The following is a 13,973-nucleotide window of genomic DNA, read 5'->3' as shown; positions in this document are numbered from 1 at the left end:
GAGATAACCCGCGATCCGCTCCCATTGCTCGTCCGTCAGCGTCCGTCTGCTCAAGGCCTGGCTCCTTCACCAACCTTGAATCAGAACTCTCGCCTCATGGAAATCCTGCAAATGCAGACAAAGCCTAGTGATATCTTGAAATTTGTTACGGAAGGGTCAGCCGGAACAGCGTCGGTGATGCGGAACGCAGCGTCAGCGTGCCGCCATGCGCCAGCGCGATCTGGCGGGCGAGACTGAGGCCGATGCCGGTGCCTTCGCGCTTGGTGGTGTGGAAGGGGCGGAAGATGCGCGCGGCCGCGTCGGGCGGCACGCCGGGTCCGTCGTCCTCGACATCGATCGTAAGGCCTGCGTCTGTGACGTGCATCCGCAGCGTGATACAGGCGTCTGCGCCGGGGGCGGTTGCCTCGGCGGCGTTCTGAAGCAGCGCCCATATCGCCTGATCCAGCAGATCGCGATCGAGCGGCCAGCACAGGTCGTCCGCTTCCGCGACCGATAGCATCGCCGCCGGCCAGCGCGTTGCAAACAACCGCGCCAGATCGTCCGTCATCTCGCGCAGTCGCACCGGTACCCGCGTCGGTGAAGGCAGCCGGGCGAGCGCGCGATACGCCTCGGTGAAGCGTTGCAGCCCCTCCGCGCGCCGTGCCAGCGTGCCTAGAATCTCCCGCAGTAGATCGACGTTGATCACCGGCCGCTCGACGGCTGCCGCCCCGCTTTCAGCGAGCGATACGATCGGAGAGAGGCCGTTGAAGAGTTCGTGGCCCAGCACCTGAATCAGGTCGGCGGTGGCGCGCGCCTCGGCGGCGCGTTCCTCCTGCTCGATGTCGATCAGCGCCGCGACGCTGCCGCCGCCCGCCACGGCAACGCGGTCGATGCGCCAGCTGCGGCCTTCGTGGGGCAGGTGGGTGGCGGCAGGATCGGCGAGTTCGACCGGCATCGGCAGAAGGCGGTCGTCGGTTGCGAACAGGCGGCGCGCGGCGCGGTTGAGCGCGCGGGCAGTGCCCCGCTCGATCCCGACCAGCGGCGTCGGCGCGGCGTCGAGCAGCACGCGCAGCACCATCGCATCCGCATCCGCGCGTGTCGCGACGACCGGCAACGGCCCCCCGCGCGGCCGGACCACCGCCCACCAGTTTAGCCCGCCGAGCCAGACCGAGACGAGGGCGGCGCCCGTCAGGAGGCCCCACAGGCCGCCCTGACACGCGATCGCCCCGGCGATGCCGCAGGCGACGAGACCGAACCCCGTCCCGATCGCGGACCAGCCACGCCTAGAGCCCATAGCGTGCCATGCGTCGATACAGCGCGCCACGGCTGAGGCCCAGCGCGGTGGCGGCATGGGTGACGTTGTGGCGATGTTCGCGCAGCGCCGCCTCGATCATCACCCGCTCGGCATCGGTTAGGTCGAAACTGGCGTCGGACGCGGCGAAGGACGGCGCGGCGACGACGGCGGCGGGCGGTGCAAGCGCGGCAGCATCGACGAGGCCGTCATTCGACAGCAGCACGGCACGCTCGACCGCCAGCGCCAGCCCGCGCACCTCGTCTGGCCAGACGGCGGTGCGGATCGCCGCCTCAGCCGCCGCGGTCAGCCGCGCCTGTGGCCGCTCGAACCGCGCCGCCGCGACGCGCGCGAAGTGGCGAGCGAGCAGCACGGCGTCGTCGTCACGCTCGTTGAGCGGCGGCACCGCAACCTCGACCGTCGCCAGCCGCCGCCGCAGTGCGGGGGTGAGCGACACGGTGGTGTCCGCGATCGCGATGCAGCGCAAGGCCACGGGGAGGCGGTCGAGCAACCGGGCCTGCGCAATCGCATCGAGCTGGTCGGGATGGCGCAGGATGGCGGTGCCGGTCGCCGCGTCCAGCCGCTCCCATGCCGCCGCGTCGCGCAGGTCGATGCGGATGGGGGTGGTATCGGCATGGGGAGAGGCGGCGTGGATCGCGAGCGCGGTCAGCGTCCGGCCGCAGCCCGGCCGACCGGTGACGGTGCCCCCCGCCGGGACCGGACCGATGCGGCGGACGAGATCGCGCAACGCCAGCATCGCCGCGCTGTCGCCGAGCAGGCGCGCCGGCTCCCGGTCGTCGGGGCTGCGCGGCACGGCCGGGGTGGTCGCCCTGCCGCGTGCGATCGCCGCCTCGACCTTGGCGACCAGTTCGGCGTTGCGCCACGGCTTCATCGTGAAGTCGCGCGCGCCCGCCTGCATCGCCGCCACCGCGATGCGGATGCCGCTGTGTGCGGTGATGACGACGACGCATGCGGCAGGATCCTCCGCGATGATCCGGGCGAGGCAGGCCAGCCCCTGATCGCCGTTCCTTTCGTTCGGGCTGAAGTTCATGTCGAGCAGGATTGCGTCGTAGCGGGCGAGCGCCAGCCGGGAGAATGCCTCCTCCGGGCCGCTCGCGGTATCGAGCCGGTGGCCGGCGAGGCGGAATGCGATCTCCATCGCGCGCGCGACCGCCGGATTGTCGTCGACGAGCAGGATCGTTGCCGGTGTTGACACGGCCGGCGACCGTCCATTCGTGGACACCGCGTCCATCGCTGGACGGTCGTTCGTACCGGCTTCGGGTGAAAGTCGTTCGTTCATCGTGTTTTAGGCTTTTCGGCTGTTCCGGGCGACACTGTCCGCATGATGACCGAACAGCCCGTACACGCAACCGCTTCCGCCGGGGCCGCGATGGATCGCCGGATCGAGAGGCCGCCGACGCCGTGGTGGCGTCGTCGGGGAACGCTGTTGGCGGTGGCGCTGGTCGTCGCGGCGGTGCTGGTGTGGCGGTTCCTGCCGGTGAGCGGATCAACGGATATTGCCGCCGCGGATATCGAAACCGGCGCCGTCGAACGCGCACCCTTCTCCGACTACCTGCCGGTGCGCGCCACCGTCGCGCCGCGCGTCACGACGCTGGTCGGCGTGCTGGCTGGCGGCCAAGTCGAGATGCTGCTGGTGCAGGACGGCGCGATGGTCACCACCGGCCAACCGCTGGCCACGCTCGCCAACCCGACGCTGAAGCTGGACGTGTTGACCCGTGAGGCGCAGATCGCCAGCCAGCTGGGCAGCGTGGCGGGCGAAAATCTGGGCATCGAGCGCAACCGGCTCGACCGGGCCGGACAGATCGCGCAGGCGAACTACGACCTCATCAAGGCGCGGCGCGAACTCGGCATCCGCCAGCAATTGCACGACAAGGGCTTCGTCTCCGACGCCGGCGTGAAGAGCTTCGCGGAAGAGGCCGCCTATCAGGAGAAGCGACTGGCGCAGCTGCAATCCGGCGGCGCGGCGGAGGCGCGGATCACCGCGACGCAGGGACGACGGCTGGAAGATACGCGCGGGCGGCTGGAGAGCAACCTGTCGGCGGTGCGCGCCGGCCTCGACGCGCTGGTGATCCGTGCGCCGACGGGCGGGCGGCTGACCAACTTCACGATCCAGCCCGGCCAGACGCTGAAGCCCGGCGACCCGGCGGGGCAGGTCGACAGCGAAGGGTCGTGGAAGCTGGAGGCGGATGTCGACGAATTTTTCCTCGGCCGCGTGGCGGTGGGGCAGAAAGCGTCGGCAGGCGATATGGGGCTGACCGTCTCGAAGGTCCTGCCCGCGGTCAAGGACGGTCGCTTCCGCGTCGAGCTGGTCTTCGACCGCGCGCCACCGGGCCTGAACCGCGGGCAGACGCTGGACATCCGCATCACGCTGGGCAGCACCGCGCCCGCGCTGGTCGCGCCGGTCGGCGGCTGGCTGGAATCGGGCGGCGGATCGTCCGCCTTCGTCCTCGACGCGGATGGCGGCCACGCCCGCCGCCGTGCGGTGAAGACCGGCCGGCGCAATCCCGAACAGGTCGAGATCCTGTCGGGCCTGCGCGTCGGCGAACGCATCGTCACCACCAATACCGCGTCCGTGAAGGGCGACATCCTCAACATCCGCTGAAGGACATCACCATGATCCGTCTCGAGAATATCCAGCGCCGCTACGTCTCCGACGATGTCGAGACGACCGCGCTCCACGACATCAACCTGCATGTCGAAGCCGGTGAGTTCGTCGCCATCATGGGGCCATCGGGGTGCGGCAAGTCAACCCTGCTCAACACGCTCGGCACCGTCGATCGCCCGACCGGCGGGCGCTACCTGTTCGGCGACCGCGACCTTGCCGCGCTCGACGAGAAGGAACTGGCGAAGTTTCGCGGCAGCACGCTCGGTTTCGTGTTCCAGAGCTTCAACCTGATCGACGAGCTGACGATCGAGGAAAATGTCGCGCTCGGCCTCGCCTATCGCAAGGACGCCGGCAGCCATGGGGTTGGGCGGAAGGCCCGCGTCGCGGCGGCGATGGACAAGGTCGGCATCGCCCACCGCGCGCGCCATTTCCCGCATCAGCTGTCCGGCGGCCAGCAGCAGCGCGCCGCCATCGCCCGCGCGATCGTCGGCAACCCGAAATTGATCCTGGCGGACGAGCCGACCGGCAACCTCGACACCGCAAACGGCGAGCAGGTGATGAACATCCTGACCGGCCTGAACGACGAGGGCGCGACGATCGTGATGGTCACCCACTCGCCCAGCCACGCCGACCTCGCGAAGCGCCGCATCGACATGCTCGACGGCCGCATCGTCGCCAGCGCCATACGCGCGATCTGACCCCCGATCACCACGGATCACGCCGTCATGAACCGCTTCGCTCTCATCTCGCTCTACCGATCGCTAACCCGCCACAAGCTCCATGCCGCGCTCAACATCGGCGGGCTGGCGGTGGGGATCGCGGTATTTCTGGTGCTGTCGCTCTACGTCCAGTTCGAGACGGGGTTCGAGACGTGGCTGTCGCGGCATGACGAAATCTACCGCGTTCAGACCGAACTGCATTTGCCGGGTGGCGCGACCAACGGGGCATATCCGGGGACGATGGCCGGCATGTTGGAACAGATGGCGGCGGATTTTCCCGGATTGGTTGGCACCCGCATCCGCGGCGGCAGGAACGGCGGCAGCGTGATCCGCGGTGACCGCGCGACGAAGGAGGATGTCGCGCAGGTCGACCCGGCGTTCTTTCGCGTCTTCGCGCTGCCGATGCTGCGGGGCGATGGCGCGCAGGCGCTGTCCGATCCCGCGGCCGTGCTGCTCAGCCGATCCGCCGCGCGCAAATTCTTCGGCGGCACCAATCCGGTCGGCCAGACCCTGCGGATCGCGGTCGATGCGCCCGCGACCTACCGGGTCGCCGGCATCTTCGAAGACCTGCCCGCCAATACCGATCTGCGTTTCTCGATCCTGATGCCGATCCCCCGGACACCGCCGCCGGGACAGTGGATGTGGTATAAATGGGGCACGGCATCGGTCGAGACCTATCTGCGGTTCGCCACGCCCGCTGAGGCGCGTGCTTTCGAGCAGCTGCTGCCGGCGTTCGTCAAGCGACGGGCCGGGCAGGATCTGGGCCCGGATCCGACCGCGATCATCTCGCTGCCGTTGCTGCCGATCGGTGCCGCGCATCTGCAACCGACCGGACCGGAAAGCGCCGGGCGCAAGCTGACCGTGACGACGCTGGGGATCGTCGGCGTGCTGACGCTGCTGATCGCCATCGTCAACTACGTTAATCTCGCCACCGCCCGGGCCAGCCTGCGCGCGCGAGAGGTAGCGATGCGCAAGGTTGTCGGTGCCGGCCGGTCGGCGCTGATCCGCCAGTTCCTGACGGAAGCGATCGCGACGGTCCTGATCGCGGCGCTGGCCGGACTGATCCTCGCCGAGATCGGCCTGCCGTTCGTCAACGCGGCCGGCGGGCTGGCGTTGACCATCCCTTATGCGATCGTCGTGCCCGCGCTGGTCGTACTCGCCGTGGTGGTCGGTGTCATCGCGGGTTTCTATCCCGCGCTCCTGCTGTCTCACTTCCCTGCCGCCGCCGTATTGGCTTCGGCGCTGGGGCCAGGTGGCGGGCGTGCCGGAACGAGGGTGCGCGAGGGGCTGGTGGTGTTCCAGTTCGGCCTCGCCATCGCCTTCGTCACCGGCACGATCGTCCTTGCCGCGCAGACCGCTCATATCCGCCAGGCCGATCCGGGTTTCCGCCGTGACGGGCTGCTTGTCGTGCCGTCGTTGCTGGATGCGGGCATCTGGCCGGAGCGGGCGCGGTCGATCGTGACGGCCTTTCGCGCGTTGCCGGGCGTCGTATCGGTCGGTGTCGGTGGTGCCGGGCCGGGGACCGACGGCAGCACCAATGTCGACGCCATCGAGATGCCGGGCCGGTCTGCGCCCGGATTGTCCGTCGTCACCATCGTGACGGGGCCGGGCTTCTTCGACACCTACCGCCCCAGGCTGCTCGCGGGCCGTCTGTTCGACGATGCGCACGGTGCCGACGATTCCAGCGACTGGCGCGCCTGGTCGAAGGGTCGCAACATCGTCATCAATGCCAAGACCTCCGCCGCATTGGGTTTTCGCTCGCCCGCCGACGCTGTCGGCAAGACGGTGGGTGGCAGCATGCCACGGACGATCATTGGCGTGATCGACCGGCTGCGCTTCCTGCCGCCGCGCGTCCCCGATGGCCCCATCTACTACACCTACTATCGCAACATGCCGCCGACCCCGGTCGCCGCGATCCGTTTCACAGGCGATCGTCGGGCGATGATCGATGCGGTGAGCGCGACCTGGCACCGGATCGCGCCGGAGGTGCCGCTGTCGGTCATGACCATCGATCAGCGGCTGCGCGAATACTACGAAGCCGACGCCCATGCGACCCGGCTGTTCGGGATCGGCGCGGGACTGGCCGTCCTGATCGGCTGTGTCGGCCTGTGGGGTCTCGCCTCGTTCAATACGCAGCGCCGGATCAAGGAAATCGGCATCCGCAAGGCGCTGGGTGCGTCATCCGCCGATATCGTGCGGCTGCTGGTCGGGCAATTCCTGCGGCCGGTGCTGATCGCCAACCTCTTCGCCTGGCCGCTGGCGTTCGTCGCGATGCGGACATGGCTGGCCGGGTTCGACGACCGGATCGCGCTGTCGCCGCTGTATTTCGTTGCCGCCAGCCTGCTCGCGCTGGCGATCGCGGTGCTGACCGTGTTCGGCCAGTCGCTCCGCGCCAGCCGCGCTGCGCCCGCCTGGGCACTGCGCCATGACTGATCGCCCGCCCCCTCTCTCCTGCTTGGATCACCTGCGATGACCAATATTGCGCTGCTGCCGCTCTATCGTTCGCTTACACGCCACAAGCTCTATGCCGCGTTGAATATCGGCGGGCTGGCGGTGGGCATCGCGACCTGCCTCGTCCTGGGTCTGTATGTCCGGTTCGAAACCAGCTTCGAGACATGGCTGCCGCGGCATCAGGACATCTACCTCGTCCAGACGGTGTGGAAGCTCCCGGGCAATCCGTATAATGGGCCGCAGCGCGACACGATGGGCGGGTTGCTGGACGAGATACGGCAGGACTTGCCGGTCGTCGGCACGCGCGTGAACGGCGGTGAGGGCGGTGGCAGCGTCATCCGTGGCGGTATCGCCACGCGTGAGGATGTCGCGCAAGTCGACCCGAGCTTCTTCGACGTCTTTGACCTGCCGATGGTGCGTGGCGACGGGCGGCTGGCGCTGTCGACGCCGACCGGCGCGCTCGTCAGCGAAAGCCTCGCCCGCAAATATTTCGGCAGCAGCGATCCCGTCGGCCAGTCGATGACGATCGATGCCAGCGCCCCGATGCGCTACCGCATCGCCGGCGTCTTCCGCGATCTGCCAGCGAACACCGAGCGCCAGTTCACGATCCTCGTGCCGCTGCCGCGGACGCCGCCAAATCCGCAATGGACGCATTGGGGCAGCACCGCGCTGTCGACCTATCTGCGGTTCGATACACCAGCGGCGGCGCGGGCATTCGAGCAGAAGATGCCCGGCTTCATCGCGCGGCACGTCGGCAACGATATGAACCCGGCGCATGTCGGCGTCACGCTGCTGCCCCTCGATCGGGCGCATCTGACGCCGGACATGGGGGAAGGCTCGCGGCTTACGGTGGTGACATTGGGGCTGGTCGGCGTCCTGACGCTGCTGATCGCGATCGTGAACTATGTGAACCTCGCCACCGCGCGCGCCGGCCTGCGCGCCCGTGAGGTCGCGATGCGCAAGGTGCTGGGGGCGGATCGCGCCACACTGGTCCGGCAGTTCCTCGGCGAGGCGGTACTGACCGTCGCGATCGCCGCGCTGCTGGGGCTTATCATCGCCGAACTGGGACTGCCGATGGTCAATGCGGCCGGCGGCCTGTCGCTGACCATGCCGTATCTGACCGTCGTTCCCATGCTGGCGGTGCTGGCGCTGTTCGTCGGGATCGCAGCGGGTTTCTATCCGGCGCTCCTGCTCGCGCGTTTCCCGGCGGCATCGGTACTGGCCTCGGCGCGGTCGCCGGGTGGCGGACGGAGCGGCATGCGCACCCGCGAGGCGCTGGTGGTGGTCCAGTTCGGTCTTGCCATCGCCTTCATGATCGGCACCGCGGTGCTGGTCGCGCAGACACGTTATGTCCGGCAGGCCGATGTCGGATATCAGCGGCAGGGGCTGCTGGTCGTCGGCGGTCTGTCGGACGGGCAGATCGCTCCCGCCCGCGCGCGCGCGATCCTCGACGCGTTCCGCCGTGTGCCGGGAGTCGCGGACGTCGGCATCTCCAACGCCGGGGTCGGCGGCAGCGGCTCGTCCAGCAGCGACAACGTGCCGTTGCCGGGTGTCGCCGGCGAAGGTCCGATGCTCAACTGGGTCGATGTCGGGCGTGGATTCTTCTCATCCTATGGCGTGAATCCGATCGCCGGGCGGCTGTTCGACGATGCGCACCGCGCCGACGATCATGGCAAGCGACCCGCGGGCACGGCGGCGAACATCATCATCAGCAACAACGCGGTAGCGGCGCTGGGCTTCGCTACGCCGCAGGCCGCGATCGGCAAGACCGTCGGCGGCGACCGGCCGCGCACGATCATCGGCGTCGTGCCTGACCTGCGCTTCCGGTCGCCGCGCGATCCGCTGTTCCCGACCTATTATTATTACACGCCCGATCAGCCGTCGTTCGTCACCGTCGCCTCGCTGCGCGTGACGGGCGACCCGCGCGACGTGCTGGCGCTGGTCCGCGCGGTGTGGTTGCGCATGGCGCCGCAGGTGCCGTTTTCCGGCAAGTCCGCGGACAGCCGGCTGGAGCGCTATTACGAGGCCGACGAGCGTGCCACCCGCCTGTTCGGCATCGGTGCTGGTCTGGCCGTCCTGATCGGCTGCGTCGGGCTGTGGGGGCTCGCCTCGTTCAACACGGCGAGGCGGATCAGGGAGATCGGCATCAGGAAGACGCTGGGCGCGTCGTCCACCGACATTGTGCGGTTGCTCGTCGGACAGTTCCTGCGGCCGGTGCTGATCGCCAACCTTCTCGCCTGGCCGCTGGCGTTCGTCGCGATGCGGACGTGGCTGGCCGGGTTCGACGATCGGATCGCGCTGTCGCCATTGTATTTCGTCGCGGCCAGCCTGCTCGCACTGGCGATCGCGGTGCTGACGGTACTCGGCCAATCGCTCCGCGCCAGCCGCGCCGCGCCGGCCTGGGCCCTGCGCCATGACTAGGTGGCTGGTATCCGTCGCCGCGCTCCTTGCGGCCATGCCGGTGTCGGCGGAGACGCTGCGCGAAGCGATCGCCGCAGCCTATGCCGCCAACCCGCAACTCACCGCGGCCCGCGCCCGGCAGGAGGCGCTGGCGGAGACGCCCGAGCAGGCGCGCGCTGGGCCGCCCGACGGTGTCGGCGGTGGCCGGCGCGGGGTATGACCGGCTGGGATACGGCAATGCCGGCTCCGCCTCGGTCGGCGCGGCGCTGCCGATCTGGACCGGCGGGCGGGTGCGATCCGCGGTCCGTGCGGCCGGGTCCGACGTCGCCGCCGGGGCGGAGGGTCTGCGCGATACCGAGGCCGAGATCCTGCAAGGCGTCGTCACCGCCTATCGGCGTCACGTTGACGGCATTCGCACCCGGCTGGCCCGGGTGACGGCCCGTGTGGCGAAACGTTTCTGGGCCATCGGGATCAAGCCATGGACCGATCCGGCGGCAGGCATCTTCCTGTGGGCGCGATTGCCCGACGGCGTCGACGCCGTTGAGCTTGCGCGCGGGGCGATCGATGCAGGGATCGTCCTGGCGCCGGGCCCGGTGTTCAGCACCGGCGGCGGCTGGCGGGGTCACATGCGCTTCAACGTCGCCATGAGCGACGATGATCGGCTGTGCGCCTTTCTGCAAAAGGCCGTGTCGCGCCCGCTACTCGAATCGGCTGGCTAAGCGCTCGACCAGGAAGTCGACGAACACGCGCACCCGCGCCGGCATGGTCGAGCCACCGACGAAGACGGCGTGGATCAGTTCGACATCGCCCGGATTATACGCCTCGAGCAACGGCACGAGCCGTCCATCGGCGATCTCTGCCGCAACGCTGAAGCAGCCGACGCGGGTGATGCCGACCCCCGCCGCCGCGAGCTGGCCCAGCGTCTCGCCATTGTTGGCGACGATGCCGCCCTCGACGCTCAGCGCGCAGTCCCGGCCATCGCGACGAAACGGCCAGATCGGCTCGGCGCGGCGAAAGTTGAAGTTGAGGCTGTTATGGGCGTGCAGGTCCTCCGGAACCCTAGGCATGCCTGCCCGCGCCAGATAATCGGGCGACGCCACGATCACCCGCCGCGCCTCGGACAATTTGCGGGCGGTGAGTCCGCTGTCGGCGAGGGGGCCGAAGCGGATCGCGACATCGGCCTGTTCGCCAGCGATGTCGACCAGCGTGTCGGTCAGCGCGACATCGATCAGGATGTGCGGATAAGCACGCGCGAAGTCGCCGAGCAGTGGGACGATGCACAACCGGCCATGCGCCAGCGCCGCACTGATCCGCAACCGTCCGCGCGGCGCTCCCTGATCGGCGATCTGCTGCTCGGCATCATCGAGATCGGCGAGGATGCGCCGGGCGGCGAGTAGATAGGCCTGCCCCTCGGCGGTGAGCGTCAGCGCGCGGGTGGAGCGCAGCAGCAGCCGCACGCCGAGCCGCGCCTTGATCCGATCGATCGCGCGTGCCACCGCCGAGGGCGTCAGACCAAGCGTGCGGCTGGCGGCGGAGAAGCTGCCTTCCTCGACCACGCTCGCGAACAGGGCGAGTGACCGGGCACGATCGTCATTGCCGGTTATCTTTGCGTCCAAGGCATAGATCCTTCGCACCTGCAGGCGGCTCTACGGCGCGACTTCTTCCGCCATTTATGCACCTGACAATGATATTCGCAAAGGAGTTGTCATGGAATATCGGCAACTAGGATCGTCTGGCCTGCGCGTTCCGGCCCTGTCGTTCGGCGCAGGGACCTTCGGCGGCAAGGGACCGCTGTTCAGCGCCTGGGGCACAAGCGACGCCGCCGAGGCGCGGCGGCTGGTCGACATCTGCCTCGATGCAGGCGTGACGCTGTTCGACACCGCCGACGTCTATTTGGATGGCGCATCTGAACAGGTGCTGGTCGAAGCGATCAGGGGTCGGCGCGATGCGGTCCTTCTTTCGACCAAGACCGGCCTGCCGATGGGCGACGGGCCGCAGGACTGGGGCGCGTCGCGGGCGCGGCTCATCGGCGCGGTCGAGGCGGCGCTGCGGCGGCTCGGCACCGACCGTATCGACCTGCTTCAGCTTCACGCCTTCGATGCCTCCACCCCGACCGAGGAGGTGACAAACGGTCAGGTTGAGCGGATGAACCGCACCATCAAGGAAGCGACCGTCAAACGCTTTCATTACGAGAGCCACGACCAGCTTCGGACGCACCTCGCCGACTTCATGGCCGCCTACAACTTTGCCCGTCGGCTCAAGACGCTCAGCGGGCTCACACCCTACGAATACATCGCCAAGATCTGGACGTCAGAGCCAGATCGGTTCATCGTCAATCCGATCCACCAGATGCCGGGACTGAACAGCTAGGGGACCAACGCTTCGCGGATCAGCCGGTTGGTGATGTGCGGGCCATAGAAATCGCTGGTGTCGATGTGGTTAACGCCAGCCTCGATAGCGGCGCGAGGCACGGCGACGGGCGCCCCTGGCGACGCGGCGTCGACGATCCCGTCTTCGCCACATGCTGCATCAGCTTGATCGCACAGCTCGGACTGACCCCGAAGTGCCGGGCCGCCACCCGGCACGAATGCCCCGCCGACACATGCCCTGCTATCCGGTCCCGCAAATCGCCTGAATATGCTCCACCCATGAGCCACCTCCAAGAAAGGGTGAGTCACATTCCCTGGTCGAGCGGAATCCTCCTTGATTCCGGCTTCTCGCTCGATGCTCTAGCGAGCCGGTTCGAAATGACGGCTTCGTCCCAGGCCCACAAAAATCGGCTCCCCGCCAGCGCTGCGGGGGAGCCAACGGTTCAGACCTCGGTGTTCTCGGCGAGAGCAAGCGCGTCTTCGATGTCGATCCCCAGATAGCGGACCGTATTCTCGATCTTGCTGTGGCCGAGCAGGATATGGACGGCGCGCAGCTTGCCGGTCGCCCGGTAGATGATCGACGCCTTGGTTCGGCGCAGCGAGTGCGTGCCATTTTTGTTTCGCATCAGGCCCACCCCAGTCACCCATTCATCGACAAGCCGGGCATATTGCCGTGTGCTGAGGTGACCATCGTGGTCAACCCGGCTTGGAAAGATATAATCATCGACCGTACCGCCCCGCCGCTCAAGCCACGTCAGCAGGCTGGCCCGGGCGTCAGGGAGAAGTTCGAACTGAACGGGCCGACCCGTTTTCTGCTGCATGACTATTCCGCGCGTTCGGATCTGCCCTCCGCTGACGACATCGCCAATTTTCATGCGAACAAGGTCGCAACCGCGCAGCTCGCTATCAATCGCAAGGTCGAACAGGGCACGGTCCCGCACGCGACGGCGCTGATTGAGGTAGAAACGGATCTCCCAAATTCGCTTGGGCTTCAAGGCCCGCTTCGCGCCGACAGTGCGCCCTGCATTCCAGACGGGGCGCCTGGGGGACGCATTCACGATTTCTGACATTTCCATGATCATTCTCCGATGGCCAGAACTGGCCATCTGAAGAACGACTGCATCCCCACGGAGGAAATGCTGTGAGGCTCGGGCAAGCAGTGCTTGGGAGATCGTGGAGGCGTCGGCTGAATAATGGCTCCTGTCCATGGAGGCATGCCATGGCTGACCATCAATTGACAAACTTTGCTAATATTTGCTATTTTCTTGGCCTTGGAGGTTGCCATGGCTACGATGAACATTTCACTTCCGGACCCTATGAAGCAATGGGTGGAAGCGCAGGCCGACACTGGCCGGTATAGCAATGCCAGCGACTATGTGCGCGATCTTATCCGCCGTGACCAGGAACGCGCTGACAAGGTCGCCGCCATGCAGCGCCTAGTCGATGAAGCCCGCGCCAGTGGTCTCAGCGACGAAACGATGGCGGATATCCGCGTGCGGGCGATCGGCCAGGCGGGCTTGCAAGCCTGACCGTGCCTCGCTTCCGCTTAACACGCACCGCGGTCGAGGATCTGACAGCCATTTTTCTCGAAGGCATAGGGCAGTTCGGTCTGCCTCAGGCTGACGCCTATCACGAAGGGCTGAGCGAGATTTTCGCGTTTCTCGCAAACTATCCCCGAGCCGCGCGATTGCGAGAGGAGATATCGCCACCTGTCCGCGCGCATCCCTACAAGGCCCATCTGGTCATTTATGATGTGGGAGATGAGGACGAGGTCGTCATTCTGCGTGTCCGACATGGTCGGGAAGATTGGATATCCTCGAATTACGATGGCTAGCCGTGGCGGGGTAAGCGCATCCGGCCAATTCGCAAACATCCCCGCCACACCTGGCACTTCTCCTAACGACCAGTTCGAGCCGTTCAACGGCCTGCAGAGGAATGGCCCGTGCGTCCGAAATATGCCGTAGTCGCTTCACGAATTGGTCGACATACGTGAGGCGGTTGTCGATGATGATGTTAGCGTCCGCGGTCGTGGTGTAAATTCCCGGTGTAGATGATGGTGTATGCCGGGGTGGGGCCGAGGCCCCACCCCGGCGTCGGCGTCACGGTGGCCACCGGGCTCATCGGATATGGTGGAGTTT

Annotated in this window: 12 protein-coding genes and 2 pseudogenes; 10 read left to right on the top strand and 4 right to left on the bottom strand. The window is 67.4% G+C overall.

Annotated features, from left to right (window positions below):
- Nucleotides 1-145 precede the first annotated feature (145 nt).
- Both RN629_RS17560 and RN629_RS17555 read right to left on the bottom strand, forming a co-directional pair.
- On the bottom strand, nucleotides 146-1,273 hold the full coding sequence (locus RN629_RS17560; RefSeq protein WP_407036402.1) for a sensor histidine kinase: 1,128 nt from the start codon (nucleotides 1,271-1,273) through the stop codon (nucleotides 146-148).
- Nucleotides 1,263-2,486 carry a sigma-54-dependent transcriptional regulator gene (locus RN629_RS17555; protein WP_407036401.1) on the bottom strand — a complete coding sequence of 408 codons (1,224 nt, stop codon included), beginning with the start codon at nucleotides 2,484-2,486 and terminating at the stop codon, nucleotides 1,263-1,265. Before RN629_RS17555 ends, RN629_RS17560 begins: the two co-directional genes overlap by 11 nt.
- A 174-nt stretch (nucleotides 2,487-2,660) precedes the next feature.
- Between RN629_RS17555 and RN629_RS17550 the strand changes: the two genes are divergently transcribed.
- Genes RN629_RS17550 through RN629_RS17525 form a run of 6 tightly spaced genes read left to right on the top strand, consistent with a single transcriptional unit; the run spans nucleotide 2,661 to nucleotide 10,185 of the window.
- A complete protein-coding gene (locus tag RN629_RS17550; protein WP_407036400.1) occupies nucleotides 2,661-3,893 on the top strand; it encodes an efflux RND transporter periplasmic adaptor subunit in 1,233 nt (410 codons plus the stop codon).
- Nucleotides 3,894-3,904: 11 nt separating this feature from the next.
- Nucleotides 3,905-4,594 carry an ABC transporter ATP-binding protein gene (locus tag RN629_RS17545; RefSeq protein WP_407036399.1) on the top strand — a complete coding sequence of 230 codons (690 nt, stop codon included), beginning with the start codon at nucleotides 3,905-3,907 and terminating at the stop codon, nucleotides 4,592-4,594.
- Between the two features lie 27 nt (nucleotides 4,595-4,621).
- A complete protein-coding gene (locus tag RN629_RS17540; RefSeq protein ID WP_407036398.1) occupies nucleotides 4,622-7,048 on the top strand; it encodes an FtsX-like permease family protein in 2,427 nt (808 codons plus the stop codon).
- 36 nt (nucleotides 7,049-7,084) lie between these two features.
- Nucleotides 7,085-9,487, top strand: a complete 2,403-nt coding sequence (locus tag RN629_RS17535; protein ID WP_407036397.1) for an ABC transporter permease — start codon at nucleotides 7,085-7,087, stop codon at nucleotides 9,485-9,487.
- A complete protein-coding gene (locus RN629_RS17530; RefSeq protein ID WP_407036396.1) occupies nucleotides 9,480-9,686 on the top strand; it encodes a hypothetical protein in 207 nt (68 codons plus the stop codon). Before RN629_RS17535 ends, RN629_RS17530 begins: the two co-directional genes overlap by 8 nt.
- Complete coding sequence (locus RN629_RS17525) at nucleotides 9,658-10,185, top strand: TolC family protein (protein ID WP_407036395.1); 528 nt, start codon at nucleotides 9,658-9,660, stop codon at nucleotides 10,183-10,185. The genes RN629_RS17530 and RN629_RS17525 overlap by 29 nt, the downstream gene beginning before the upstream one ends.
- Here the strand turns inward: RN629_RS17525 and RN629_RS17520 are convergent.
- Nucleotides 10,165-11,082 carry a LysR family transcriptional regulator gene (locus RN629_RS17520; protein WP_407036394.1) on the bottom strand — a complete coding sequence of 306 codons (918 nt, stop codon included), beginning with the start codon at nucleotides 11,080-11,082 and terminating at the stop codon, nucleotides 10,165-10,167. The genes RN629_RS17525 and RN629_RS17520 overlap by 21 nt on opposite strands.
- Before the next feature lie 91 nt (nucleotides 11,083-11,173).
- Here RN629_RS17520 and RN629_RS17515 point away from each other — a divergent pair.
- Together RN629_RS17515 and RN629_RS17510 are read left to right on the top strand one after the other, a co-directional pair.
- A pseudogene (locus tag RN629_RS17515) lies at nucleotides 11,174-11,533 on the top strand (aldo/keto reductase); the annotation flags it as partial.
- 57 nt (nucleotides 11,534-11,590) lie between these two features.
- Nucleotides 11,591-11,836 (top strand): annotated as a pseudogene (locus RN629_RS17510) (integrase core domain-containing protein); the annotation flags it as partial.
- Nucleotides 11,837-12,278: 442 nt separating this feature from the next.
- Here the strand turns inward: RN629_RS17510 and RN629_RS17505 are convergent.
- Complete coding sequence (locus RN629_RS17505; protein WP_407036393.1) at nucleotides 12,279-12,917, bottom strand: tyrosine-type recombinase/integrase; 639 nt, start codon at nucleotides 12,915-12,917, stop codon at nucleotides 12,279-12,281.
- A 201-nt stretch (nucleotides 12,918-13,118) separates the two neighbouring features.
- On the opposite strand from RN629_RS17505, the gene RN629_RS17500 reads away from it, so the two are divergent.
- Both RN629_RS17500 and RN629_RS17495 read left to right on the top strand, forming a co-directional pair.
- A complete protein-coding gene (locus tag RN629_RS17500) occupies nucleotides 13,119-13,364 on the top strand; it encodes a type II toxin-antitoxin system ParD family antitoxin (RefSeq protein WP_407036392.1) in 246 nt (81 codons plus the stop codon).
- Between the two features lie 2 nt (nucleotides 13,365-13,366).
- Entirely contained in the window at nucleotides 13,367-13,669 is a 303-nt protein-coding gene (locus tag RN629_RS17495) for a type II toxin-antitoxin system RelE/ParE family toxin (protein ID WP_407036391.1), read from the top strand.
- Nucleotides 13,670-13,973 lie beyond the last annotated feature (304 nt).

This window comes from Facivitalis istanbulensis (assembly GCF_040560405.1).
Taxonomy (GTDB): domain Bacteria; phylum Pseudomonadota; class Alphaproteobacteria; order Sphingomonadales; family Sphingomonadaceae; genus Sphingomonas; species Sphingomonas istanbulensis.
The sequence above is the reverse complement of the archived record's forward strand: the minus strand, read 5'-3'. Positions and strand labels throughout refer to the sequence as shown.

Coding starts and splice junctions, on each gene's coding strand:
- RN629_RS17560 (WP_407036402.1), bottom strand. CDS start 1,273: ATGGGCTCTAGGCGTGGCTGGTCCGCGATCGGGACGGGGTTCGGTCTC.
- RN629_RS17550 (WP_407036400.1), top strand. CDS start 2,661: ATGGATCGCCGGATCGAGAGGCCGCCGACGCCGTGGTGGCGTCGTCGG.
- RN629_RS17545 (WP_407036399.1), top strand. CDS start 3,905: ATGATCCGTCTCGAGAATATCCAGCGCCGCTACGTCTCCGACGATGTC.
- RN629_RS17540 (WP_407036398.1), top strand. CDS start 4,622: ATGAACCGCTTCGCTCTCATCTCGCTCTACCGATCGCTAACCCGCCAC.
- RN629_RS17535 (WP_407036397.1), top strand. CDS start 7,085: ATGACCAATATTGCGCTGCTGCCGCTCTATCGTTCGCTTACACGCCAC.
- RN629_RS17530 (WP_407036396.1), top strand. CDS start 9,480: ATGACTAGGTGGCTGGTATCCGTCGCCGCGCTCCTTGCGGCCATGCCG.
- RN629_RS17505 (WP_407036393.1), bottom strand. CDS start 12,917: ATGATCATGGAAATGTCAGAAATCGTGAATGCGTCCCCCAGGCGCCCC.
- RN629_RS17500 (WP_407036392.1), top strand. CDS start 13,119: ATGGCTACGATGAACATTTCACTTCCGGACCCTATGAAGCAATGGGTG.